General features: G+C 36.5%; 15 protein-coding genes and 1 tRNA gene. 13 read left to right on the top strand and 3 right to left on the bottom strand.

The features are described 5' to 3' along the window. The first annotated feature begins 79 nt into the window (after window positions 1-79). Window positions 80-1,543: a sialate O-acetylesterase gene (locus J8L85_RS16105; protein WP_211018999.1), complete on the top strand. Its 1,464-nt coding sequence runs from the start codon at window positions 80-82 to the stop codon at window positions 1,541-1,543. Window positions 1,544-1,844: 301 nt separating this feature from the next. Here the strand turns inward: J8L85_RS16105 and J8L85_RS16110 are convergent, their stop codons facing one another. Continuing rightward, complete coding sequence (locus J8L85_RS16110; protein WP_211019001.1) at window positions 1,845-2,750, bottom strand: GntR family transcriptional regulator; 906 nt, start codon at window positions 2,748-2,750, stop codon at window positions 1,845-1,847. A gap of 487 nt (window positions 2,751-3,237) precedes the next feature. Here J8L85_RS16110 and J8L85_RS16115 point away from each other — a divergent pair, with 487 nt between their 5' ends. The 12 genes from J8L85_RS16115 (at window position 3,238) to J8L85_RS16170 (ending at window position 23,048) form a co-directional block, all read left to right on the top strand. Continuing rightward, window positions 3,238-3,990: an SDR family NAD(P)-dependent oxidoreductase gene (locus J8L85_RS16115; RefSeq protein ID WP_211019003.1), complete on the top strand. Its 753-nt coding sequence runs from the start codon at window positions 3,238-3,240 to the stop codon at window positions 3,988-3,990. Window positions 3,991-4,002: 12 nt separating this feature from the next. After that, window positions 4,003-4,755: an SDR family oxidoreductase gene (locus tag J8L85_RS16120; RefSeq protein WP_211019005.1), complete on the top strand. Its 753-nt coding sequence runs from the start codon at window positions 4,003-4,005 to the stop codon at window positions 4,753-4,755. A gap of 29 nt (window positions 4,756-4,784) precedes the next feature. After that, complete coding sequence (locus J8L85_RS16125; RefSeq protein WP_211019007.1) at window positions 4,785-5,768, top strand: hypothetical protein; 984 nt, start codon at window positions 4,785-4,787, stop codon at window positions 5,766-5,768. Window positions 5,769-6,009: 241 nt separating this feature from the next. Then, entirely contained in the window at window positions 6,010-9,192 is a 3,183-nt protein-coding gene (locus J8L85_RS16130; protein ID WP_211019009.1) for a TonB-dependent receptor, read from the top strand. A gap of 16 nt (window positions 9,193-9,208) precedes the next feature. Then, the gene (locus J8L85_RS16135; protein ID WP_211019011.1) at window positions 9,209-10,846 is read left to right on the top strand and encodes a RagB/SusD family nutrient uptake outer membrane protein; all 1,638 of its coding nucleotides are present in this window, start codon (window positions 9,209-9,211) and stop codon (window positions 10,844-10,846) included. Between the two features lie 207 nt (window positions 10,847-11,053). Next, window positions 11,054-13,369: a hypothetical protein gene (locus J8L85_RS16140; RefSeq protein WP_211019014.1), complete on the top strand. Its 2,316-nt coding sequence runs from the start codon at window positions 11,054-11,056 to the stop codon at window positions 13,367-13,369. Window positions 13,370-13,536: 167 nt separating this feature from the next. Beyond that, window positions 13,537-15,714: an alpha-galactosidase gene (locus J8L85_RS16145; RefSeq protein WP_211019016.1), complete on the top strand. Its 2,178-nt coding sequence runs from the start codon at window positions 13,537-13,539 to the stop codon at window positions 15,712-15,714. A gap of 11 nt (window positions 15,715-15,725) precedes the next feature. Beyond that, window positions 15,726-17,318 carry a sulfatase gene (locus J8L85_RS16150; RefSeq protein ID WP_211019019.1) on the top strand — a complete coding sequence of 531 codons (1,593 nt, stop codon included), beginning with the start codon at window positions 15,726-15,728 and terminating at the stop codon, window positions 17,316-17,318. 62 nt (window positions 17,319-17,380) lie between these two features. Beyond that, on the top strand, window positions 17,381-19,285 hold the full coding sequence (locus J8L85_RS16155) for a hypothetical protein (protein WP_211019021.1): 1,905 nt from the start codon (window positions 17,381-17,383) through the stop codon (window positions 19,283-19,285). Window positions 19,286-19,432: 147 nt separating this feature from the next. Continuing rightward, on the top strand, window positions 19,433-20,932 hold the full coding sequence (locus J8L85_RS16160) for a sulfatase (protein WP_211019023.1): 1,500 nt from the start codon (window positions 19,433-19,435) through the stop codon (window positions 20,930-20,932). Between the two features lie 138 nt (window positions 20,933-21,070). Further along, complete coding sequence (locus J8L85_RS16165; protein ID WP_211019024.1) at window positions 21,071-22,828, top strand: glycoside hydrolase 43 family protein; 1,758 nt, start codon at window positions 21,071-21,073, stop codon at window positions 22,826-22,828. A gap of 146 nt (window positions 22,829-22,974) precedes the next feature. Then, window positions 22,975-23,048: transfer RNA gene (locus J8L85_RS16170), tRNA-Val, on the top strand. A gap of 32 nt (window positions 23,049-23,080) precedes the next feature. Here J8L85_RS16170 and murF read toward each other — a convergent pair. Next, complete coding sequence (murF, locus tag J8L85_RS16175) at window positions 23,081-24,358, bottom strand: UDP-N-acetylmuramoyl-tripeptide--D-alanyl-D-alanine ligase (protein ID WP_211019025.1); 1,278 nt, start codon at window positions 24,356-24,358, stop codon at window positions 23,081-23,083. A gap of 67 nt (window positions 24,359-24,425) precedes the next feature. Further along, on the bottom strand, window positions 24,426-26,093 hold the full coding sequence (gldJ, locus tag J8L85_RS16180; protein WP_211019026.1) for a gliding motility lipoprotein GldJ: 1,668 nt from the start codon (window positions 26,091-26,093) through the stop codon (window positions 24,426-24,428). Between the last annotated feature and the right edge of the window lie 271 nt (window positions 26,094-26,364).

A 26,364-nucleotide genomic window follows, 5' to 3' on the forward strand; every position in this document is an offset into this window, starting at 1 on the left:
GTGGAGTATCTAAAAAAAAAAGAGGGGTACAGTTTGCAGCGATCATAGCACAGAGAAAAGGAATACAATTATTTATAAAATGAAAAAAATAACTTTAATTGTTCATGTAATACTATTGAATCTGTTTTCTGTTGCCTCGATAAGGGCAGAGGTAAAATTACCGGCTATTGTATCGTCCAATATGGTTCTACAACGTAATACAACTGTTGAGCTATGGGGGTGGGCCAGTGCCAAAGAGAAAATCAGCATAAAAACTTCTTGGTTATCGGAGGTCATGAATATACAAGCAGATAGTGAAGGTAATTGGAGTATTAAAGTAAAAACGAGCAATAGTAAAGAGCCTCAAACTATTAAAATTAAAAGTGAAACTTCAGATATTACATTGAAGAATGTTTTGTTCGGTGAAGTTTGGCTGTGTTCCGGACAATCAAACATGGAGCAGCCGGTAAAAGGTTTTTTGGGGCAACCCACATATGAATCTAATATTTCGATTGCTAAAGCCGGTAATCCATATCTACGTCTTTTTTCGGTGGATGAGGTTGGGGCCAAAACACCTTTAGCTGATGTTGCTATATATAAGGGATGGCAACAGGCTAGCCCACAAAGTGTTTCAACATATAGTGCCATAGCTTATTTTTTCGGACAACAATTACAGGAAATTTTAGATGTGCCCGTAGGGTTGATACAGTCTTCGTGGGGAGGAAGTCCTATTCAGGCATGGATGAGTACAGATGTGTTGGGCAACTATGAAAAGGTAAATCTTGATGGTGTGGATATGACAAAAAAGACAAATCATATTCCGACTGCATTGTATAATGGGATGATTAACCCGATTATTCCTTACACGATAAAAGGGGTATTATGGTATCAAGGTGAATCTAATAGGATGGAACCGGAAAAATATAAAAAACTTTTTCCTGCAATGGTAAAAGATTGGCGTTATAGATGGGGAATCGGTGATTTCCCTTTTTATTATGTGCAAATTGCGCCTTATAAGTATAGTGGCAATACTGATTTTCAAACTGTTCGTAACACTGCTTTTATTAGAGAGGCTCAGATTCAGTGTTTGGATCTGATATCAAACTCAGGAATTGCAATAACAATGGATATTGGAGATTATAATAGTATTCATCCTCCTAAAAAGAAAGAAGTTGCCGATAGATTATTGTTCAATGCGCTGCATCGGACCTACGGATATAAAAGTGTGGACTGTTTTTCTCCAATGTATGATTCTAAAGAAAGAAAAGACGGTGGAATAATCTTAAAATTTAAAAATGTCGAGAACGGATTATATGTTTACGATAAGTTAAAGGGGTTTGAGATTGCCGGGAAAGATAAGGTGTTTTACCCTGCAAACGCAGAAATAATAAATCGCAAGGAGGTATTTGTGTCAAGTAATAATGTGCCCAATCCTGTTGAGGTAAGATATGCTTGGCGAAATTGGGTGGTAGGAACTCTTTATAATGGTAATCTTTTGCCGGCGCCATCTTTTAGAACGGATAAATGGTTAGATGCTACCTTAGCAGAAGATAAGGTAAAATAGGTATAAGAAAAAAGCCGCGAACAAATCTAAACTTGGTTAACCTTCTTTTCTCTGGATATATTCTACTTTTTACAGAGGTAAATGGTTCTGTGAGAATGGTGGGGAAGCATTGAACATAAAGGTTTTTGAGTAGTGTAGATTTCTTTCTATTTGAACTGTTTAAAGACATGATACAAAATATCATAGGCTTTCTCTTATATTCTTATATGGTAGAATAAAGAGTAAATTTAAAGAAGTCGTAGAGGGGTAATCCATAATAAACCTTAATTTTTTTAGTGAATAGGGTCTATGATTCATGAATTTATTTGTACTTGGGCATCTTGGCGTTCACATCTTTCATACTTTTTTCGGCATGGTCTAAATGAACTTGAAGTGCATTTTTAGCACTTTTAAAATCATTATCTATTATAGCTTCTAATATTGTTATGTGCTGTCGTAACACATTTTTAATTTTTAAGGTGTCATATTTTATTTGTCCGATATGATAATTTATGAGAATAAATAATGAATTATATGAACTTTCGATAAAAGAGTTGTTACATGCCTTGATAAGAGTATAATGAAATCTTTTTTCTAAAGTGGTTAAATCAGAAAAATTTACCTTTTTTTTCTGTAGTAACTCCTTATGTCTATTTAGTATTAGAGTAAATTTAGTGTTGGAATCATTATCGCTGGTTTGTTTCTCTAAACAGTTGACCGCATAATTTTCGAGTAATGATCTAAACTCTATTAGTTGATTTAATTTTGACTGGGTTAGTGCCTCTACTTCCCATTTTTGTCCAGCCCTTTTTTTTATTAGTCCCGTATGGCTTATTCCATTTAAAGCTTCCCTGACACTTACTGTGTTGGTATTGGTTTCATTGGCAATTTCAAGTTCGGAAAACTTGTCTCCTGGTTTTAATTCGTAATTGTATAATTTTTTAAGTACTGCCCTTTCTGCAATATCCGATTTGGAATTTTCAATTTCATTAGAGGAAAAATAATCGCTTTTTATGGGTAGCCTTAATATTATTTTGTTTGAACCGTCTTTCATTACGATTCCTTTTGAACATACAATCTCGATTACCTTTCTAATGGTGGATCTACTTACAGAATAATTACTCGCAAGTTTTGCCTCTGTGGGCAATCCCCGTGGAAGGTTTTCGTTTTTTGCAATGTCGTCCAATAAATTGTTATAGATACTCAAGGTTAATTTGCTGTGTTTCATATATCAATATTATGTTTTTTTACTTATAATAATTATATAATGTTTTTTTATTAAAAAAAATACTATATATTTGTTTTAAGGTTGTTGAAAATTGGAATAATGAAATTTTTATGGTGGATTTATATTCAAATCGCAATTGTGTTATGTTTAACGAGTATGGTGATTAGTGTTGAATTTGTTTAGGAACTTAATCTAATACAAATCTATTCATTGGGTTTAGATTTTAAAAGTAAGAAAATAATATAAGGCATATTTACTGTTATAACAATCATATACTGTTATAACAATCATAGAGCTTAGTAAAATAGATTTCATTAGCGTTGATTGTTTTTGTTGAAGAATTGACACTAAGTAAAATTATGTTAATGAGAATTTTGATTGTTGGTGGTATAATAGATGAGTAGGATAAATGGCTGGTATTACTTAGGGGCTTTTAACATTAGTTAAAAGTAAATTAATGAATTAGTTAAGAAAATAGAAAGGGATTATGAATAGATTTGAAAATCAAGTGGTTGTTATTTCTGGGGGAGCAGACGGATTGGGTTATGGTATTGCGGAAAGAGTGGCATCTGAAGGAGGTAGTGTTGTATTGTTTGATATAAACGAGGAGGTTTTGCAGAAGGCAGTGGAAGTCCTGCATGGTAAAGGTTATAATGTCGAAGGTTTTAAAGTGGATGTTTCATCTGAGAACGATGTTAAAAAGTCTATTGAGGCAGTTGAGTTAAAATACGGCAAAATAGATGCTATGGTAAATTCTGCTGGAATAGTGGGTCCTACCAGCACCAGTATTGTTGATTATGGGTTGGAAGATTATGATAATATATATAGAATTAATCTTAGAGGAGCATTTCTTATGACCAAGTATAGTATTATGGTTATGAAAAAAAATGGGTATGGTCGTATTTTGTTGATATCTTCCATTGCAGGTAAAGAAGGTAATCCATTTATGTCCGGATATTCATCTATGAAGGCGGGGGTTATTGGCTTGGTTAAAGGTGTGGGTAAAGAATATGCCCAATCGGGTATAACTGTAAATGGCTTGGCTCCGGCTGTGATTAAAACCAGTATGAACGAAAATACCTCACCAGACCAATTGGCGTACATGACATCTAAAATACCAATGGGGCGTTTAGGTACGGTAGAAGAAGTAGCTTCTATCGTATCTTTTATTATTTCAAAGGAGTCAAGTTTTAATACGGGGGCCATCTTTGATATTTCAGGAGGGCGAGCTAGTTATTGATAATTAATTGATATGCGAAAAAAAATAGTAGTCTTAGGGGGGTCTTCTGGTATTGGTAAAGCTACAGCGAAACGATATGCAGCAGAAGGATGGCAGGTTATGGTTACCGGACGGAGTACCGGTAAATGTACTGATGTTGTCGAGAGTTTAGATGGAGATGGGCATATTGGGGTTGGTGTAGATGTTAGTGATGATGAGTCCATAAGGAAATTCGGAATTTTTGTACGCGATACTTTCGGGGAGATCGATGCTTATGTAAACAGTGTAGGCATATCGCAAAATGTGAGCATTTTTGAAGATGATATGGACAGGTGGGATAAGTCGTTGCAGACCATGCTTTATGGTTCGGTTAAAATTGCCAGGGTTCTTGTGCCCTTAATGAAGAATGGCGGTAGAATAGTCCATATTACATCGATTCATTATGAGAGAGTGGCCCTAGGTAGTTCTTCTTATGGAATGGCAAAAGCGGCAATTACTCAATTCACCCGCTCATTAGCAGTAGAATTGGCCAATCGTAAAATACTGGCGAATACCGTGGCTCCCGGATTTATAATGACTCCAATGTCAATCAAAGAAAATGGTGAAAATGAGTTGGATTCTGATTGGTTTCGAGAAAACTATATAAAGAATAATCATTTACCGTTAAAACGAGCGGGACGACCAGATGAAGTTTCTGGTGTAGTTTGGTTTTTGACCAGTCCGGATGCAAGTTATATTACAGGTTCTGTAATTACCGTTGATGGAGGTTTAACAATAACCTTCTAATTATATATAACAATCATTATCATAGACCAATGAATAAGTTGAAAGTAATTTTTACCATAATAAGTATGTTGTTGTTTTGTCCGTTTCTTGTACTTTATGCACAGAGTGCGGATGTTTCTGATGATTACTTCTTATTCGGGTATTTCTATGGTTATGAAAGACAAAACGAAGGACTTCATTTAGCTGTCAGTAAAGACGGTTTGCAATGGGTTTCGGTAAAAAATGATTCGTCTGTTTTTCACCCTGGCTTTGGTGCTTTTTTTCGGGATCCAATGTTTAAAAGAGACCCTAAAAACCCCGATTTGATTCATATGGTTTGGTCTACTGGAAACAATGATAGTTTTGGGATATCATCTACCTATGATTTATTAAATTGGTTTGATACAAAAGAGGTACGTATCAATAAAGATGTTGAGGGGGTGTATAATACCTGGGCTCCAGAATTGTTCTGGGACGAAGATACTCAACAATGGATGGTTTATTGGGGGTCTTCAATTCAAGGGAAGTTTGTGGAGACAAGTAAATTATCACCTAATCCCAGAGCTAACAATAGAATGTATTATTCCTTGTCAGATGATTTGGAGAATTGGTCGCAACCTATTTTGTTGCAAGATTTTGGGTTTCCTTCTGTGGATTGTTATATCTATAAGTTACCAGATAATCATCCAAAGGGAAAATACATAGAATTTGTTAAACATATAGTCCAGCCCGGTAAATTAGCTGCTATTAGAGAGGCGTATTCCTATTCGTTAACAGGTCCCTATGTCTTGACAGAGAGTTATATAACTGGCAAATACAAATTCTCTGAAGGGCCTAATCTTATAAAGATTGGGGAGTATTATTACTTGTACGTGGATTTAAGCCGAGAGCATAGAATGGCTGTATTTCGTACCAAGGAAATTGGTATGGGAAAATGGGAAGATCTTACTGATACCGCCTCCTTTCCCAATGAAGCAAAACATGGAAGTATAATTCGCATAAGTAAGGATATGTATGACAAATTAAATAAGTAATCAGGATGTCTACATTTCGTTTATGAAGTTTGCTTTATCAACAAAATAATTTTGATGTTGTATAAAGTTGATAGGACTCTCTTGTTTTTAATATTTGTCATTTTTTCAGATTAATGCGAATTTTAATGAATTAATAACATTTATAAAGTTAAAATATTAGAATATATATAAAAATAGTGTTTTATTTACATGTGTATATTTTACACTTATAAAGATTTAACATCAATAAAAACCAACTATTATGATTAAAGACTGTTACTTTTTAAAAAAAGGTTTGTGGTGCCCGAATAGAGTATGGGTACTGTCCTTAATTTGTATTTTGTTTTTTCTGCAAAGTTATGGGCAGACCGGACAAAGTATTAAAGGTGTTGTGAAGGACTCGAACGGGACTCCTTTGCCTGGAGTGAATGTTCTTGAGAAAGGTACACTAAATGGTGTAGTAACTGATTTTGACGGTTATTACAAAATTAATATATCTGAATCGGACGTACTCCTTTTTTCTTTTGTAGGGTTTAAGACCAAAGAATTGAATATCAAAGGAAGAACGGTTGTTGATGTTTTGCTGGAAGAAGATTTTTCAACCTTGGACGAAGTGGTTGTAATTGGTTACGGAACTTCTAAAAAATCTGACTTAACAGGGTCTGTTACCAGTTTAAAATCCGAAGATATAGTGCAATCTAAATCTATTTCTTTTCTTGGTGCAATTCAAGGAAAAATGGCTGGGGTTCAGGTGAAACAGTCTTCTGGTGAGCCAGGAGCCGGTATTGATATAAAAATACGTGGAGCCAATTCGGTTAGCGCAAGTTCTAATCCCTTGTATGTAATAGATGGAGTTCAAATCGATATTAATGAGGATGAAGTAGCTAATTCTTCTGTTAGTAATTCGACTTCAATGAATCCTTTAGCAACTTTGAATCCAGCTGATATTGAATCTATCGAGGTTTTAAAAGATGCTTCTGCTACGGCCATATATGGATCTAGGGGGGCAAATGGTGTTGTTTTGGTTACTACAAAAAGCGGAGGAAACAATAAGGCGAGTTTTACCTACAATACGTATAGCAGTTTTTCGCAAGCAACAAAAGAATTGGATATTTTAAGTGGTGAGGATTATTTGGAATATAGAAAGTCTCTAGGTAACACTAACGACTTTTTATTTTATGAGGATACGGACAATGATGGTATTCCCGATTCCGATAGGGATTTATCTAACATACCTATGTTTAATTGGCAAGATGAGGCTCTTAGGACCGCATTTTCCCAATCTCACCATATTTCGGCATCAGGTGGTAACGAGAACACCAGTTTTTCTGCAAGTGCTGGTTATTTGAATCAAGATGGGATTGTTGTAAACAATAATTATGAAAGGTTAAATTCTAGGGTAAGGATAGATCATAAGTTTTCTAAGAAGTTTAAAGCTGGATTTAATATATCGTCCAGCTATTCAATGCAATCTGGGGTTACCAGTACTGGAGGGGCATCAAATTTTAATGGTGTTTTACAATCAATCGTAATTGCCAAGCCTGTAGATTATTATGATCCAGATGATCCTGAAGATGGGCAATTTGGAAAGTTTATTTCACCTATGGCTTTACTTACCGAAGCTGAGAAAAATGTTTCTCTGTTTCAAACTATAGCAAGTTCTTATCTACAATATAATTTTAATGACAATTTAAGTTTTAAGTTGAGCGGAGGAGGTAATATTTCCGATTCCAAAGGAAAGGAATTTTACGGAAAAGATACTCGTTGGGGAGTTAATGATAATGGCTTGGGAGTTTTACAAGACCGCAAGACGATGTCTTATTTTACAACGTCGCAATTAAACTACAGGTTAAAACTAACTAATAAGCATGTCTTTAATTTTATGCTGGCAGCAGAAACCAATCACTATAATTTTGAAAGTTTTGGATTAGAAGTAACCAATTTTGAAGATGAGTCTACTGGTATTAACGATATTAGTAAATCTGGCGGATATAAGACATTGAGTTCAAACCGATATTCTACAAATAGATTGTCTTATTTGGGTCGGGTAAATTATAATTTACTGGGCAAATATTTATTTACTACAAGTATAAGGACAGATGGTTCCGATAAATTTGGTTCTGGTAATAAGTATGGTGTCTTTCCTTCCGTTGCCTTTGCTTGGAGGGTAAGCAAAGAGAATTTTTTAAAGGATAGTGAAACGATAAGTAACCTAAAACTTAGGCTTAGTTATGGTGTGACCGGTAATGAGCGCATTCCTGCTTATTTGTACTTGTCTAGTTTGGGCAATACCCGCTATGCTACAGATGGGGACTTGGATTTGGGGCTGGCGCCATCTAGACGTGCCAATCCAGACTTAAAATGGGAAACGACCACTCAATACAATGCAGGGGTGGACATAGGTCTTTTTAATAATAGAATAAGTCTTGGTGCTGATGTTTATCATAAGAGAACAGAGGATTTGTTGCTGCTTTCCCCTGTGTCTTCTCAAACAGGATATTTTGAAGAATATACAAATATAGGAGTTGTAGATAACAATGGTTTCGAATTATCCCTAAACTCCGTTAATATTGATAGACCTAATTTTACATGGCAAACCAGTATAAATGTCGCTGCTAATAAAAATGAGGTTAAGGATTTGGGTGCTGTTGACTTTATACCGGTTACTATAGGTGGAGGATATATTACCAACGTAGGAAGGGTAGAGGAAGGTGAGTCCATTGGTAACATTTATGGTTTTGAATGGGATGGAATCTATCAGATCGATGATTTTACATGGCAAGACGGAAGTGATTCTAGTATACCATTCGATGAAAGGGTTTTTCAGTTGAAGGAAGGGGTGGTTCAAAATTCATCCGCGTCTGTTCAACCGGGTGACTTTAAGTTCAAGGATTTGAACGGAGATGGGGTTGTAGACGATGAAAACGATAGAAAAAGTCTTGGTAATAGTTATCCGGATATTTTTGGGGGAATCACGAATTCTTTTAAAATAGGAAACTTTGATTTTAGCTTCTTTATGGAATTTCAGTATGGAAATGAAATTTTCAACGAATTCAAATTTCGTTTAGAAGGTTTTGGTGCAAATAACATTCTTCAAGAATATTATGATGATCGATGGACTCCAGAAAATCCATCTAATGAACACGGTTCGTTGTCTCAACAAAATTCTACGGCTAGACTTTCGTCAAGTTACTATGTTGAGGATGGGTCTTATGTGAGATTGGCAAACACTTCTTTGGGATACAATCTGCCTCAAAAATTCATTACCGATACTGGTATCAAGTCACTAAGGATTTATGTTAGTGGGACAAACCTAAAAACGTGGACCAAATATTCTGGTTTTGATCCCGATGTTAGTTTCAGCAATCCTCTTTTAACGGGTTTTGATAGAGTAACCTATCCAAGATCCAAGACCATAACACTTGGTCTTAATATTACTTTTTAACTAAAAATCGAAAAAAATGAAAAATATAATAGCTTTTGTTCTTTTATTAGGGTTGTGTAGTTCTTGTGAGGAAGATTTCTTGGAAACAGCGCCGTATTCCTTCAGCTCGCCAGAAAATTTTTATTCCAATGATGCGGAAATAGAGTTGGCAATTACCGCTGGTTATTCGGTAATCAATGATGCTTCGGTAATGGGCAACGGTAATTATGATACTTTTGGTAGGGGGCTTTTGTTTATGCTCAATGGTGGTACGGATGAATCGATTACGAAGGAGGGATTTGGCAATACAGATTATGCACCATGGGGATTGGCTTCTTTTAATAGTACAAATAAATTTTTAAAATATAATTGGTTTTATTGGTATGCCGGTATAAATAGGTTAAACCTGTTGTTGGAGAATTTGGACGGGGCGGAAATGGAAGATGAGACCAGACGTGAAACAGTTAGGGCGGAGGCTCGTTTTTTACGTGGTCTTTATCACATGTATTTAGCTAAAATGTTCGGGGCTATCCCTACATATACCGAATCTCTGGCGGATCCAGAAAAGGCGAGGCAACCGTTAAATGAGGTGTATGAACTGATAATTGAGGATTTTAAGTATGCATATGAAAATTTAGACCATAGGTCTTCTAAAACCGGACGTGCCAATAAATGGACGGCAGGTGGGTTTCTTGCAGAATTATACTGTTATCTTGGAAGTTGCAAAAAATTTGGAGTAGGTAATGATTTGGCTTTTCCTTTAAATAGTTTTGATTGGGTGGATGAAGATGATATGTATGCGAAGGCCCTAGTAGTGGCATCCGATGTTGTTGATAACAGTGGTTATCGTTTAATTGATCAATACGATTACCTTTTTAGAGCTACGACTTCTTCGTATCAACGAGAAGAATGTTTGTTTATGGCCGAAGGAAGTGATGATATTTCCAATCAAAGAATTAACATTTGGGTAAATAATTTGTTGCCTCAAGGAAATCGAGATTTGGTAGGTGGGGGCTATGGATGGTTAAGACCCACCGGGGAAATTTATTATAAATATACGGATGGGGATTTTAGACGTGATCACAATCTGGTTGGGGTAATACCAAACAATGCGGATTATGAAGAAATAGACGGAATAAGATATTTCATTCCTAATTCAATCAGTCAGCTCCCGAATCCCACAGAGTTTAATTCCTACACCCAAGGAAAGTTCAGGATCCAAGATCCAAAACAAAAAACTGTGGTAAACTATGGTACCGAAGGTAGTTTTCCATTGCTGAGATTTGCCAATGTCTTACTGTTAAAAGCGGAAGCACAGTATTTTACGGGTAACGAGCTTGAAGCTAGAAATACAATTTCGATTGTCAGAAACAGGGCCCTGGAGGACGGGTATACTTTGTCATCCCTTAATAGCGCTTATTATAACTCAGATTTTGTTGAAGAGCTGCTTGATGAAAGGTCACGTGAACTGGCTTTTGAGTGTCAGCGAAGATTTGATTTAATGCGTTTTAACAAGTTTGACGAGGCTATCAATGGTTTGGATGTTAGTAATGGTAGATGGAATTCGGTCGTTGCTGAATTAAAATCCAATTGGTCGTCTCATAAAATATGGTTCCCATTACCCTTGGAGCAAACAGAAATTAACCAAAATTTAGAACAAAACCCTGGTTATTAGTGGTGTGAGTTTGTCCATTTGGGGCGAGCTAATGACAGGTCTAACAATTTGAGTTCGATATTAGAATATATGTCGGGAGTATTGTACAGATAACAAGAGTGACCAAAAATTGTTGCTCTTAGTTTTTGTTGAGTGAATTGTGGAGTTATTCTACATTAAGAGAAGAATTTTAATATATCCTATGAATAGGGAGGTAATTATTTGTAAATGAGGTTTGTAATTATCAAAAGAGGTGTGAGGTTTGGTGGGCTATGTTTGCCTGTCCTATTTCTTCTAATAGGATGTTCTATTGCTGCGTCCAAGTCTTTAACACCAAACAAGAATTATGGTTATTGGGGTACAATAGAAAAGACAGACGTCATATTTCAAAGAAATGAAGACCTTAAAGAGGTTGGTGATAACTTAAGGGGAATAGGGTTGAAGAACATACGGGAAGATATGTTGAAAGCCTACTGGTTTATGATAAGGCAAAAAATGAACACTTCTGAGCTTTTGATAATTGAGGATTTGCCCGATAGTAAAATTGAAGAAATACAGCACATAGTTAATATGGTCAACCTACATTCGGATGTAACTTTGAATGATAAAAAGATTTTGGGAAACGAATATCCCAAAGGTTTTTTTTTTAGGACTCCCGATTATGTAGATATGAGTTATGAAGACTGGGAAAAGGAAAATAGGAGGTTGGGAGGTGTCTTTGTAAAGGCGATGTCGGAAGAAATATCGACAAAAGATGTTTCAAGAACTTTAACCTATTTGAATCGCTTTGCCATTGAAAATCCTGAGCAGCTAGTAGTATTACATTTTAATGGAAGGTCAAGGGATCCTAATTGGAATACTTCCAAATATTCTGCAGGGCATTGGCTATATAATCCTGGTTGTTTTCTGGAACGAGATATTTCTTCGAACGATTCCATTTTAAAAGTGTCCGACACCTCCGTTTTTAGACTAAATATTGGTTTAAGAAATGCGAAAAAGAAAGACGACATTGTTTTGGTGCCAATAGATAAGAATGGGGAAAAGATTTGGGAAAGGGCCGAACAGGTAACCTTAGTAGCGATTGGAGATGGTGACATAAAGGTGGCTAGGGGCCAATATGGAACAAAGCCTTTAAGTTTTGAAAAGGGGAAAACGTATGTTGCTCCACACGCTACAAGTGGTCCATGGGGCTCTCCCAAAGACAATAATTTATTATGGTATTATAACCTTTCTTCAACTTGTCCCAAGGATTTGGATGGTAAACAATGTGCAGATATACTGGTTGAGGAAATTGGATCATGGTTTGAAAATGATGGGGTCGCTTTTGCTTTGGACGGAATCCAATTTGATATATCACCTTGGACATTAAAAAAGGTGACAAGTGGAAAACGAAAAGTAGACCTTGATTTGGATGGTGTAGCAGATGACGGTTATCTAGATGGAAAGAATGTTTTTGGTATGGGGGTGTATAGTTTTTATAAAAATCTGCGAAAAACTTTAGGAAATACAAAACTTATTTTGGGCGATGGAGGTGTAGATTATTCGATGAGAGCTATTGGTGTTGCAAATGGTATGGAAGCCGAGGGATTTTGCCAGCCAAATAATTCATTTAGAGAATTTTCAAAACCTCTTAGTTTGTTCGGCTATTGGAACAAATATGCTATAACACCTTCTTTTTCCTATATAACGAATAAAGATAAAAATGGCAGTGAAAAGGATCAAAAAGATAGAGAAAGAATGGTTTTGGCAGCTGCCCAATGTTTAGGGGTTTCTTTTAATTCGGTTATAGGAACACCTTCTGATGACGGATTTAAGAGAGGAATCGTGGACGAGTTGGTCAAGGGCGAGGAAAATGAGCAGTATTGGCTAGGTAAACCATTAGGGCCTACAATCTATGACGGAGCTAGTTTGAATAAAAAAGATGTTCTGGACTTTAATGGGGTGAAGATCAATTCTGTGGATTGCCAATTCAAAATAAAAAACAATGAACTCATAATGTTTTCCCACGCTAATGTTGCGGATAAGAACATGAAAGTGGTATTAAAAGACTTAAACTTTTCTAAAGGAGATGTGGTTATCGATTTTAAAGCAAAATCTAAAGAACCACTTGTTGGTTTTGAATCTTTTGTTCCTAGGCAGATAGTGGTCGGTACCGATGCCGTGATAAACAAAGATAATACGGCGCCTTCAATTCTTAATTACATAAATTCTGTGGACGAACTAGCATGTAGTTTCTACTTTAGGGAAGTAGGGCAAAGAGGGGATCTTGAAATTGAAATAGAAGGTGGGGGTGAGGTTGTTATTAAGGATTTTAAGATCACTAATAGGCAGTTGGCAATGGCACGTGAATTTGAAAATGGTGTAGTATTGGTAAATGCATCATTGAAACCTTATACATTTGACCTTGTCAAATTATTTCCAGGGTCTAGGTTTAAAAGGCTAAAGGGGACCAAACTTCAGAATATTGATATAAACAATGGGGAAGAAGTGGATAGAACCGTTACAACAGAAGGTTTGAGTGGTTTGTTTTTAATGAAAATTTGAATCATAAAATTAATAAAGAACAATAAAGCAAAAGCATTTGTCTCCTGTATAATGATTGATATATGCATATTGTCATCAACATAATTGTCATGATGAGTGTACGGGCTTTGTATGATGTTCTATGTGATAATGAGTTGCGAATAGATGAATAATTAAAAAAATGTATTGTGAATATACTTAGATTGTTATTGGTTTTTTTGGTTTTTGGATGTAATGTTTTCTCACAAGAAAACTCTTTCGACATGGAAGTTGAAGGTCTCAAAATTAAATTTGAGGTAGATTCTGATAACCGTTTAAAAGAAAGGTTATTACTGCCCTCTAAATATAATGGAGATATTGAGCTTCCCGCTACCGATAAAGAAACGGATTTAAGCGTTTCTTTTCATGTAACAGGTGAGAATAGGGATTCCCATCATGGGGCAAAGCTAACAGGGGGACTGCCCGGGTTAAGACTGGACTATGTAAGTGTGGAGGAAGTTAGTAGGCCATGGGGTAAATTATACACGGTATATCAGAAAGACGAAAAACTTGGTTTGGAGGTATTTACCTACTACGAGTTTTACAGAGGCACCAATACTTGTAGAAGATATACAAAAGTAAAGAACGTATCTAAAAAGAGTATTGGTGTTAATCACCTTAGTTCGGCCATGATCAACAATATTGGTAATTTGGGACAAGGGAGTATAGAAGAAAAGTTACTTGTGCATTGGGCCAACAATGGTTGGAAAACGGAAGCACAATGGCATAGTGAACTTCCTTCGGAAGCGGGTTGGGGGCCTAATGGAACCTTTCAACTTTCTGGAATTTTTCATACTAATATCGGTTCAATGTCAACTGTAAAGGAGTTGCCCATGGCTATGATAGAGAATAAAGCCGTTGGGTTAACTTGGTTTTGGCAAATAGAACATAATGGGTCTTGGCATTGGGAGTTCTCGAATGTTAGGTCTGGTGCGAAAAAAATACGTACAGGGGGAAACCCGACATATGTTTATATAGGAGGCCCTGACGAAGAGCATCATCAAGCATGGAAATCTTTAGGTGAGGGGGAGGAATATGTCACGGTACCCGTAGCTATAGGATGTGTAGAAGGAGGTTTTAATGAAGCTATAGAAGCTTTAACAAAATACAGGAGAGTAGCTTGTATTTCGCCTAATAAGGATAATCAGGAATGTCCAGTTATTTTTAACGATTATATGAATTGTCTTTTTGGAGACCCTACCACCGAAAAAGAATTACCATTGATCAAGGCTGCTTCCGAGGCAGGTTGCGACTATTACGTGATCGATGCTGGTTGGTATGCGGAAATGAACGAAAAATGGTGGGATGCGGTAGGACTTTGGAGACCGGGAAACAGTAGGTTTGCAGGAGGAATAGAAAGGCTGTTGGATAGTATCCGATCTAATGGTATGATACCCGGACTATGGTTGGAAATAGAGAGGGTGGGGATACGGTCTCCTCTTAAAAATAAGCCAGATAGTTGGTTTTTTATGCGCCATGGCAAACGAGTCATAGATAATGGTAGCTATATGCTGGATTTTAGAAGTTCTAATGTTATAGAACATGCGGATGAAGTTATAGATAGGGTGGTAGACCAATATGGTGCTGGTTATGTAAAGATGGATTATAATGTTAACTCTCTAATGGGAACCGAGACAAATGCCAGTAGTATGGGGCAAGGTTTGTTAAAGCATCAAAGGGCGTATAGGAATTGGATGAAAAATGTTTATGATAGACACCAAGACTTGGTAATTGAAAATTGTGGAAGTGGAGGAATGCGAATGGACTATGCCATGCTTTCCATGAACCAGTTACAGTCTTCTAGTGATCAAACGGATTACAAGAAAAACCCTGCTATCGTAGTGGGTGCTATGGCTGCCGTATTACCAGAACAATTGGCGGTATGGTCATATCCTATGAAGGATGGAAATAAATATGAGGCCTCTTTTAATATGGTCAATGCCATGTTAGGGAGAATTCATCAAAGTGGTCATTTGGCAGAATTACCGGAAGAGAGTTTTAAACAGGTAAAAACAGGTATTAAAATTTATAAAGATGAATTAGCGGGTATTATACCAAAATCTATTCCTTTTTTTCCTTTTGGAATGCCTAAAATATCAGATGATGCATCACCTATAGCTTTAGGGTTGAAAAGTGAGGATGCAGATTATTATGCTGTATGGAGGTTGTCGGGAAAAGAAGTTGTTCAATTGGAAATGAAAAATATTGGCGAAGCGGAAGTTTTATACCCTAAGGATCTGGGAATAAGTTTAGAGCAAGGAGCAGGTAAGTTTACAGTATCCTTTCCACAACAATATATGGCAACAATAATAAAAGTTAAGAAATAAGATATAAGTTTATGAAAATTAGATATTTAATCTCTGTCCCTGTTTGGGTGTTATTATTTGTTAATTGTAATAGGTTTGCGAAAACCGAAGAGAAAGCCGAAGAGAAAGCCCCTAATATTTTGTTTGTACTTGCCGATGATGCGTCTTTTCTACATATGGGAAAGCATAGCCCAGATTGGGTAACCACACCTGCATTTGACAAAATAGTGGAACAAGGAGTGTATTTCGAAAATGCGTATACACCAAATGCAAAGTGTGCTCCTTCTAGAGCTGCTGTATTGACAGGTAGAAATTCATGGCAATTGGAAGAAGCGGCAAACCATATGGCATACTTTCCTACTAAATTCAAATCTTTTCCAGAAGTACTTTATGAAAATGGTTACCATGTAGGTTATACAGGAAAAGGGTATCTGCCCGGGGTAGCCTATGATGAAAAAGGGGAAAAAAGAGAATTACTGGTAAAATCGTACAACAAGTTTAAAAAGGATGCACCAACCTCAGAAATAAGTGATAATGATTACCCTAAGAATTTTGAAACGTTCTTGGAAAAAAGAAAGGAAGATCAACCTTTTTTCTTTTGGTATGGTGGCTGGGAACCACATCGGAGTTACGAGTTTGGTTCGGGACTAAAAAATGGGAAAAAATTGTCTGAAGTAAAAGAGGTTTTCGATTTTTGGCCTAAAACCGATTCTGTTAAAACTGATATTTTAGATTATGCATTTGAGTTAGAGTATTTTGATTCTCAACTAGAAAAAATGTTAGATCTTCTTGAAGAGAAAAATCTTATTGAAAATACAATCATTGTGGTAACCTCGGACAACGGAATGCCTTTTCCTAGAGTAAAAGGTCAAACTTATGAGCTCTCCAATCATTTGCCATTAGCTATTATGTGGCCAAAAAAGATAAAAAACAAAGGAAGGACGGTAAAAGATTTTGTGAACTTTATTGATTTTGCACCGACATTTCTTGAGTTTGCCGGGATTTCGGAAAAAGAATCAGGTATGGAAGCTATCGAAGGAACAAGTTTGTCGGATGTATTGTTTTCTGAGGAATCTGGACGCATTACAACATATCGAGACCATGTATTAATCGGAAAAGAACGTCACGACATTGGTCGTCCGAATAATGAAGGTTATCCAATGAGGGGGATTATAGTTGGTGATTACTTATATCTAAAGAATTTTGAGGTTGATAGGTGGCCGGCCGGTAACCCTGAAACAGGATACCTAAATTGTGATGGAGGGCCAACTAAAACGGCAATATTAGATAGTAAAGGAGACGGGGAAAATATTTTTTGGGAGTTGAGTTTTGGAAAAAGACCGCCCGAAGAGCTTTATAATATAAAGACAGACCCACAGTGCTTAAATAATTTAGCCATAAAGGAAGGTTTTGTGAGTTTAAAAGAGGATCTGTACCAACAAATGGCGGATAAGCTAAAAGCTCAAAATGATCCCAGAATACTTGGTGAGGGGGAAATTTTTGATGGATATCCTATTTATCCTGCAAAGTTCATGAACTACTATGAAAATTACATGAACGGAGAAGATACACCAAAACTTAATTGGGTTAATAAATCTGATTTTAGGCCCGAGGATGCCAATTAATAATTTCAATACAAAAGGTTTAAATAAAAACGTACAGATTATAACTTCTTAATAAAAAATTGATGAACATAAAATTTAATTTATCTTTTGTAGCTACACTGGTCTTTTTGGTAAGTTGTAATGTAAACTCTCAATATAATATAAAAAATGGTGTACTTGAGTTCGACGGGGAGTATTTGAAGCAATACCAAGATGTTACCCCTATAGTTGTAAAGGTTATAGAGGCTTATAAAGAGTTGAATGTTAAAAAAGTAGTCTTTCCAAAAGGCAAGTATCATTTCTATCCCACGTATGCTCCAGAATTTTATTGCGAAATTACCAATAACGATAACGGGCTTAAAAGGACTCCGTTTCCGTTGATGAATTTAAATGGTTTTGAGATAGATGGGGGAGGTTCCGAATTTATATTTCATAGTAAAATAGTTCCGTTTATTCTTGAAAATAGTTCCAATATAAAGATTGCCAATTTAAGTGTTAACTGGGATGTTCCATTTGTTTTGGAAGGGAAAGTAATTGCGAATAATGAGAAGGATAAAACTTTTGATATTAAGGTCGGTACCCCATATGTAGTAAAATATGGGCGTTTGTATTTGTCCTTGGAAAGAGAGGATACTCCTTATCATAATAAATATGGGCCAAAATTTAATATATCAGAAAGATATGATGTGGAAGTTGGGCAAAACATAGTCTGGGATCCTACAACCAAGTCTCCCTATTATAATACACTTCTGTATCAGATGCAGGAAAAAGGGATTGAGGCTGTAGAACTTGAGAAGGGCGTTATTCGGTTAAAGGGAGAATCTAGACAAGTGCCTCCTGTTGGGTCAATATTTGTTTCTAAAGGAGAATATCTTGCAAATAGAATGTGCCCGGCATTTAGGGTTTTTAAATCTAAAGAGTTGCTATTTGAGAACATCAATGTGCACCATGCAGGTGCGATGGGGTTTATTGCCGAACGTTCAGAGAATATAACTTTAGATGGCTTTAATGTCGTTTTAAAAGAGGGACAGGGAAGAATGGTTACCACTTCAGCAGATGCAACTCACTTTTGTAACAATAAAGGTCGCATTATCATTAGGAATTCGATTTTCGAAAATATGTTGGACGATGCTACAAATATTCACGGAACATATGTTAGGGTTAATCAAATTATTGACGACTATAGTGTTGCCGTAGAAACTTATCATCCTCACCAAAATGGCTATTTGTTCGGGGAAACGGGAGATGAGGTTCGTATTGTTAATAATAAAACATTGGAGCTGACTGTTGAGAATCTTTTTTTAACGAACGTTAAACGAATCAATGAGAAAATTTCAATTCTCACTTTTGATAAACCTGTAAAGAACAAGGTTGAGCTATATTATGGAATAGAGAATGTTACGTGGAGCCCCACAGCTGTTCTTGAGAATAATATAGTTCGCAATAACCGTGCAAGGAGTTTTTTGTTGGCCAGCTCTAAGGGAATAGTGGTAAGGGGGAACCATTTCTCATCACAAATGGCAAGTCTTCGAATAACGGCTGACATGGATTTGTGGAACGAATCGGGGCCTTCTAACAATCTGGTCATTGAAGATAATGTTTTTGAGGATTGTGGCTATGGTGGGTATAACCGCCAATCTACCATATTGATAGATCCAATCTATTCCGACAAGAAAGGGGCTGAAAGTAAGTTCAATAAAAATATTATTATTCGTAATAATTTATTTAAAACATTCGATACACCAATTTTAACGGCTATCTCCATAGATGGGTTGGTATTCCATGACAATGTTGTTGAACAAACGGATACGTACGTACCAATATTGGAAAACCTGCCTAGTTTATATATAGAAAATTGTTCTGATGTTTCTGTAAAGGGAAATAGTTTTAAATATTTAAATGGTTCAAAACCGGTATTGAAGTATGACTCCAAGACCACGGATATTAAAATAGGGAAAAGAAATACGTATAATGTGGTTTATCCCTGAGCAGAGACTATTGGTAGCTGCAGGGGTGTTGGCATAAGCTTATGTAATATGAAGGACTCTTTTTTTTATATACGAAAATAGAACCTAAAGTGCCGTACATAATGTTATTATAGAGTAAACCAATAATGTGGTGATAAAAAATAATATATGAAAAATGTGATTGTTGTATTGGTCATGTATGCAATATTGGTGAGTTGCAAGAGCAATACGCCAAAAGATAGTGTTAATAGACCTAATGTAGTTTTAATTGTAGCCGATGACTTGGGGTGGATGGATGTCTCGTATAATGGAAGTTCCTTTTATGAAACACCTAACATTGATGCCCTAGCTAAAGAAAGTGTTACGTTCATAAACGGATATGCATCAAGTCCAGTATGTTCGCCTTCAAGGGCTAGTATCCAAACAGGAATGTATCCGACCAATGTAGATGTTACGAATTGGATTCCGGGGCGGGCGGCAAACAAAGGAGCTGAAAAAGAAAATAGATGGTTGTCCAATGTTACGGAAGATAAGCTTCATTTGAAATATACTACAATTGCAGAAGTTTTAAAGAGCAAAGATTATACTACATGTTTTATAGGTAAATGGCATTTGGGAGAAACAGAAGATTTATGGCCAGAAAACCAAGGGTATGACATTAATATAGGTGGTACTGGTAAAGGTCATCCTAACCTTGATAGGGAGAATGGTGTGCATGGGTATTTTAGTCCGTACGGAAATCCGCGGTTGTCGGACGGGAAAGAAGGAGAATATCTTACGGACAGACTGGGAGATGAGACGGTAGCATTTATGGAAAAAAACAAAGACAAATCATTTTTTGTTAATTTATCCTTTTATCAAGTTCATACCCCTTTACAGGCAAAATCGGAGTATGTGTCCCAATATCAGAAAAAAAGAAAGTCTTTAGGGCGAGATACGTTAAATGAGCTAGATTTTAATCCTAAATGGAAGGCTGGTAATTACGTAAATAGAACGTTCAAAGAAAGATTTGTTCAGGCCCACCCTACCTATGCGGCTATGGTCAAAAGTATGGATGAAAATGTCGGAAAAGTAGTGGCAAAGCTTAAGTCTCTTGGTTTGTATGATAATACAATAATAGTTTTTACGTCTGACAATGGAGGGTTGTCAACCGTGAATGGGTCTCCTACTAGTAATGTTCCTTTAAGGGGAGGTAAGGGTTGGTTGTATGAAGGAGGTATCAGAGTGCCTTTTCTTATTAAAAGAGCCAAAAAGATTAAGGGAGGTGTTATTAATAATGCTATAGTAAGCAGTATTGATATTTTTCCTACGATTTTATCCGAAGTGGGTATAGAATACCCTAATAAGGTAGATGGTGTAAACGTTTTAAAAAATAATAATCGGGAAGAGGTTTTATATTGGCATTATCCTCATTATGGCAATCAAGGAGGGAATCCAGGCAGTGCTATTCGAAAAGGTAAATATAAATTGATCCACGATTTTGAGACAGGGGAAAAATTATTGTTTGATCTAGAAAATGATTTGTCCGAAAAACATAATTTATATCAAGAGCTCCCAATTTTGGCAGCATCTCTTTATTCGCAATTGGATGAATGGCGTATTCGGAACAATGCAAAAATGATGAAACCCAATCCTATTTGGAATAAAGCAGAAAGAATTGTTGAATAAGAGGTGAGGTGTGGCTTTTTGAGAAAAATGTTAACTCGTTAACCATAAGATTTTAGATGTCCATTGTTAAGGGTAAAGGGCTTAATTCATAAATAGTTCTTGTCTATTTAGTGATGAAACAAGAAAACTTAATTGTAAATGATAAAGAAGCTAAGGGCTATAAGTTGCTTTTTACTTGTTTTATTCGGGAGATATCATGTCTGTTCCTCTCAGGAACAGGTATGGAAAATAGGTAGTTGGGGAGATCAAGGGGATGGTACTTATAAAAACCCCATTCTTAATGCGGACTACCCAGATGTTGATGTGGAAAAGGTTGGGGATACTTATTATATGATATCTTCGAAACAGCATATGTCACCTGGTATGGTAATATTGGAATCGAAGGATCTTGTTAATTGGACAAATATCGGACATGTATGGGATAGCCTTTCTTGGGGTAAAAAGTATGATTGGAATCAAATGAATGGATATGCCTTTGGTGTGTGGGCGGGAGATTTGGCTTTTCATAATGGTACATGGTATTGTTATTTTATCGATAGAAATTATGGCTTGTTCATGAGTAGTTCTGAAGATATACGTGGGCCGTGGACAGAACCACATCGGATGCTTGCTCCTAATAAAGTGTTCAATGACCCAGCCGTATATTGGGACGAAGAAACACATGAAGCTTTTCTTGTTTGTAATACTGGAAATTTATTGAATTCAAAAAAGGATAAAAATTTCGATTTTGAGACTCGTTTGTATAAAATGAGTTGGGATGGGCGTACAATTATAGATTCAGGACAAGTAATATATTCAGGGTATGGTGCAGAGGCAGCAAAAATTTACAATATAAATGATATATGGTATATCTTTATTTCGGAATGGTATATAAAAGAGGCGAATGGGGATGGAAGAATTCATACTTCTGAAAATGATCGTAAACAAATTGTTTTGCGTTCAAAAACAAATAGTATTTACGGGCCTTTTGAAAAGAAAGTTGTTTTTCAGCGAGGAAATGGCATAGAACAAAGTTGTAGCCAAGGTGCTTTGGTACAAGTTCAAGATAATTCTTGGTGGTATATTCATCAATTGGTCCAAAATACGGCAATACCTTTTCAAGGAAGACCACAGTTATTGCAACCAGTGGTTTGGGTCGACGGGTGGCCTATAATTGGGGCGGATGTGGATAATGATGGGATAGGAGAGCCAGTAATGGAATATAAAAAGCCAATATTGGGTTTTTCTGTAATGGCTCCGTATACCGATGATGATTTCTCTGAAAACAAATTGGGGTTTCAATGGGAATGGAACCATAATCCTCGAAATACTCATTGGTCACTAACCGAAAGACCTGGATGGCTTCGATTAAAAGCAAGTAAACCTGTACCTAGGGATAGTTTTAATAAGGTAGAAGTAAAAAGACCAAAAGGAATAGCGGGGGCGTACCCGTTTTGGCGTGCATGTAACACTCTTAGTCAGCGTATTATGGGGACAACATATGGAACGGCGATTGCTAAATTTGATATTTCAAGAATGGCTATTGGGCAAAGGGCAGGTTTTGTTAGGTTCGGAGGAGTTTACCATATGTTAGGAGTTTATATGGATGATTGGGATAGTCGCTATATATTCTACGTAAATAAGAAGGGCGAAGAAAAAATAGGACCTAGAATAAATGGGGGTTTTCTTTATGTTAAAACAGTAAACAATGGGAATAAGGCATATTTTGAATACAGCTTAGATGGTAATGTGTATCATCGATTCGGTCAAGAATTTACTATTGAATTTGGAAATTGGACGGGAGATCGGCTCGGCTTTTTTAATTGGAATGAAGTAGATGAAAGCGGGGTAATAGATGTTGATTGGTTTTATTATGATTATGATGGGCCAAAAGGTGAAATAACCACAAAAAAATAATAAAGTAGTTATTCCTCTTTAAAAAATAGCAATGCTTTTAAGGTTGTTGGGCAATTCTTATTTACTTATATAACATAGAATAGTATTTTTAATTATGTATACTATTTGAGGTGTCTATGATTTCAAACATATTGGATGAGACCTTAAAGGTTTTACTCAGTTGGTTTAGAGCGCTGCCTTGACAGGGCAGAGGTCACTGGTTCGAATCCAGTATATCCCACAGGTTTCTTCGGTACATATTAGGTTGGTTTGTTATAATAACTCCAATATTCTTTCCAGTGCCATTCCCCTTGAGCCTTTAATTAAAACAGTAGCGGGTACAGGTATTTCGATGTTTTTGAATTCTTCTTTCAATTTTTCGAACGAGCCAAATGTGTCAAAACCGCAATCTACCTTTTTAAAATTCTCACCTATCAAGACTACGTTCGAGAAACCGAGGTCTACTGCCAATCTTGCAATGGTATCATGTTCTTGAAGGGAAGAGTCGCCCAGTTCGAACATGTCTCCCAAAAATAGAACCTTGTTGTCATCATTCATTTTGGAGAAGTTTTCAAGTGCGGCCCTCATACTTGATGGGTTGGCGTTGTAAGCGTCCAAAATAACCTTGAGCTCATTTTTATTGATAATCTGGGATCTATTATTGTCCGGGGTGTAGGCTTCTAAGCTTGTTTTAATATGTTCTAACGGAACATTGAAGTATTTGCCCATAATGATGGCGGCGCAACAATTTGTAAAATTATAGGCGCCCAATAGCTTTGTATGGATAGTAATATTTTCGACCTCTAAAACAACAAAAGGATCCGCCTTCTTGAAATGGATAGGGTAGAATTTAGGATCGTCAGAACTAAATCCATACTTTTTAATGTAACTGTCCAGTTTTTGTTTCTGAACAGGGTCATCGGCATTTAAGAAAACACCTTTGTTGTTTGATATTAGATAGTCGTACAGTTCGCTTTTTCCATTAATAACTCCTTGTTCGCTTCCAAAACCTTCTAAATGCGCTTTTCCGAAATTGGTGATATATCCAAAGTCCGGTTCGGCCAATTCGCATAAAAATGCTATTTCCTTTAAGTGGTTGGCGCCCATTTCGACTATTGCAATTTCAGTGTCTTCTTTTATGGATAGCAAGGTCAATGGAACGCCGATATGGTTGTTTAGATTGCCCTTTGTTGCAATGGTCCTATATTTTTGTGAAAGCACTGCATTTATAAGTTCTTTGGTGGTGGTTTTTCCGTTACTTCCGGTTAAGCCTATAACTGTGGCCTTTGATTGTTTTCTGTGGTAATTGCCAAGGTGTTGTAATGTTCTCAAGACGTCGTCCACCAGAATGGTCCTATGGTCTATTAGAAACTCTTTTTCGTCTATTACTGCATACGAGGCGCCGTTTTGTAGAGCTTGTGCCGCATATTTGTTTCCGTTGAAATTAGCGCCTTTAAGCGCAAAAAAAATATCACCTTTTCTTAGTTTTCTTGTGTCCGTATTAATAGAGGGGTTGTCAAGAAAAATAGTGTGTAGTTCATTTATTGTCATAAAATCTAAGATAAAAAAAAAGCCCTTTAAGAAAAGGGCTTTTTTAAAAACATATCATCTAAGATCGTTATTTGGCTTTTTTGCCTCTAACAGTTTTGTTTTTTGTTTTTGATTTAGAACCTACTCTAGACATCGCACATCTAAAACCGATGTAATCTGTTGCCATGTATTGTGGCAGGTATCTTCTTTGAGCAGGGTCTAACCAGTAAGCTCTATCTCTCCATGATCCACCTTTGTATACTCTAACTTCGTCATTGATCAAAGAAGTTCTAGAGTTAGATTTGTCGTATTGTCTAATGATGTTTCCTGCAGAATCCCTTTCAACTTTATGTTTAGGTGCATTGTACATTACTTGTTTGTCAGTACTTTCTTCTTCATCGCTGAACCTATCGTAAAATCTAGAAGAGCCTGGGTCACCATCTCTGTATCCTCTGTTGTCGCTAGAAGAGAAATTTGTTCTTAAATAAGTTTCTTCTTCGTCTACGGGAACCATTTTTATTTCTCCCGGTAGGTTTACTGCAACCACTTTTCCGTTTGGAAGTGTATCGTATACGATCGAATCTTTTAAGATGGTAACTTTACCGTCTTCACCAATAGCGGTTTTCATGTAGATATTACCTCTATAGTAGTTAAAGTCACTTACCTCGTCGTCTACTATTGGTCTATATACATCGGCAACCCATTCTGCAACGTTACCGGCCATGTCGTAAAGACCAAGGTCGTTAGGCTTGTAAGACATTACTTCTGCGGTAATATCGGCACCATCATCTGACCAACCGGCAATACCACCGTAGTCGCCTTTACCTTGTTTAAAGTTGGCTAATTGGTCGCCTCTACCAACTCTCTGTCCATTTCTGGTGTAGTCACCTTCCCATGGATATTTTTTTCTACCTCTATAGTTGTTATATTCTCTTTGTCCAACTTGTGCCTGGGCAGCATATTCCCACTCGGTTTCTGTTGGCAACCTATATTCTGGCATTATAATTCCGCTACTTCTCTTGGCAAAAGTAGATACACTGTCCTTTTTCTTTTTGCCTTGTAGAGAATCTATTTGTCCGTTATATACAGACTCAGGTCTGTTAAGGTATGCTTCGGTACTGAATGTGCCGGCAACTTCACCTTGTGCTGCTTTGTACTTGGCATCTTTGGCCAAATAACCTTCTCTTTCCAGCATTACCTCGTTTACACGGTCTGTTCTCCATTCCGCAAACTGGGTAGCTTGGATCCAGTTAACACCAACAACAGGGTATTCCGCATACGCAGGATGCCTTAAATAGTTATTGGTCATGGTTTCATTAAAACCTAACCTGTTTCTCCAAACCAAGGTATCTGGTAAGGCTCCTTTGTAAATATTGGCATATTTAGGATTTTCAGGAGGGTATACCTTCTTTAGGTAATCCAAATATTCCAAATACATTACATTGGTAACCTCAGTTTCGTCCATATAAAATGATTGTACGTGCTGAGAGGTAGGTGTGTTGTTCCAATCGTGCATTACATCGTCTTGGACCTTACCTTTTGTGAAAGTGCCACCTTCAACAAATACGAGTCCAGGAGCGGTTTCTTGCTCTTTAAAATCGGTATTGTATTGAAAACCACCTTCCTTAGCATTTATTTTCCAACCTGTAGCTCGAGACACATTTTTGGAGGATGAGGATTTCGAACAGCTGGTTACTGTAAAACCTCCCGCAACAACGGCGCATGAGAGTACAACTTTAATAAACTGTTTTTTCATAATTAGGACTTGAGTTCAATCTGTTTAAACTAATAGTTTTGCTAGTCTAATTGATTTGGATTTTGATTAATTTATGTCACTTTCGCTGATTAGAACGATGTTTTCCCTATAATATTTTATGGGGCAGGATTATTTTAACAATCACCATGGTCGTGGTAAATAAAATGTAACCTGCTATTTTTCATAACGTACTAAAAATGGATATAGTATGGATAATCTGTTTTCTTTTGGTCCGTCATTAAAAATTAAATTGATTTAACTTCTTATTTTC

The organism is Maribacter sp. MMG018 (genome assembly GCF_018100785.1).
GTDB lineage: Bacteria > Bacteroidota > Bacteroidia > Flavobacteriales > Flavobacteriaceae > Maribacter.

Bases quoted from the DNA above. Each gene is read 5' to 3' on its own strand.
- J8L85_RS16105 (WP_211018999.1), top strand. From the start codon at position 80: ATGAAAAAAATAACTTTAATTGTTCATGTAATACTATTGAATCTGTTT.
- J8L85_RS16110 (WP_211019001.1), bottom strand. From the start codon at position 2,750: ATGAAACACAGCAAATTAACCTTGAGTATCTATAACAATTTATTGGAC.
- J8L85_RS16115 (WP_211019003.1), top strand. From the start codon at position 3,238: ATGAATAGATTTGAAAATCAAGTGGTTGTTATTTCTGGGGGAGCAGAC.
- J8L85_RS16120 (WP_211019005.1), top strand. From the start codon at position 4,003: ATGCGAAAAAAAATAGTAGTCTTAGGGGGGTCTTCTGGTATTGGTAAA.
- J8L85_RS16125 (WP_211019007.1), top strand. From the start codon at position 4,785: ATGAATAAGTTGAAAGTAATTTTTACCATAATAAGTATGTTGTTGTTT.
- J8L85_RS16130 (WP_211019009.1), top strand. From the start codon at position 6,010: ATGATTAAAGACTGTTACTTTTTAAAAAAAGGTTTGTGGTGCCCGAAT.
- J8L85_RS16135 (WP_211019011.1), top strand. From the start codon at position 9,209: ATGAAAAATATAATAGCTTTTGTTCTTTTATTAGGGTTGTGTAGTTCT.
- J8L85_RS16140 (WP_211019014.1), top strand. From the start codon at position 11,054: ATGAGGTTTGTAATTATCAAAAGAGGTGTGAGGTTTGGTGGGCTATGT.
- J8L85_RS16150 (WP_211019019.1), top strand. From the start codon at position 15,726: ATGAAAATTAGATATTTAATCTCTGTCCCTGTTTGGGTGTTATTATTT.
- J8L85_RS16155 (WP_211019021.1), top strand. From the start codon at position 17,381: ATGAACATAAAATTTAATTTATCTTTTGTAGCTACACTGGTCTTTTTG.
- J8L85_RS16160 (WP_211019023.1), top strand. From the start codon at position 19,433: ATGAAAAATGTGATTGTTGTATTGGTCATGTATGCAATATTGGTGAGT.
- J8L85_RS16165 (WP_211019024.1), top strand. From the start codon at position 21,071: ATGATAAAGAAGCTAAGGGCTATAAGTTGCTTTTTACTTGTTTTATTC.
- murF (WP_211019025.1), bottom strand. From the start codon at position 24,358: ATGACAATAAATGAACTACACACTATTTTTCTTGACAACCCCTCTATT.
- gldJ (WP_211019026.1), bottom strand. From the start codon at position 26,093: ATGAAAAAACAGTTTATTAAAGTTGTACTCTCATGCGCCGTTGTTGCG.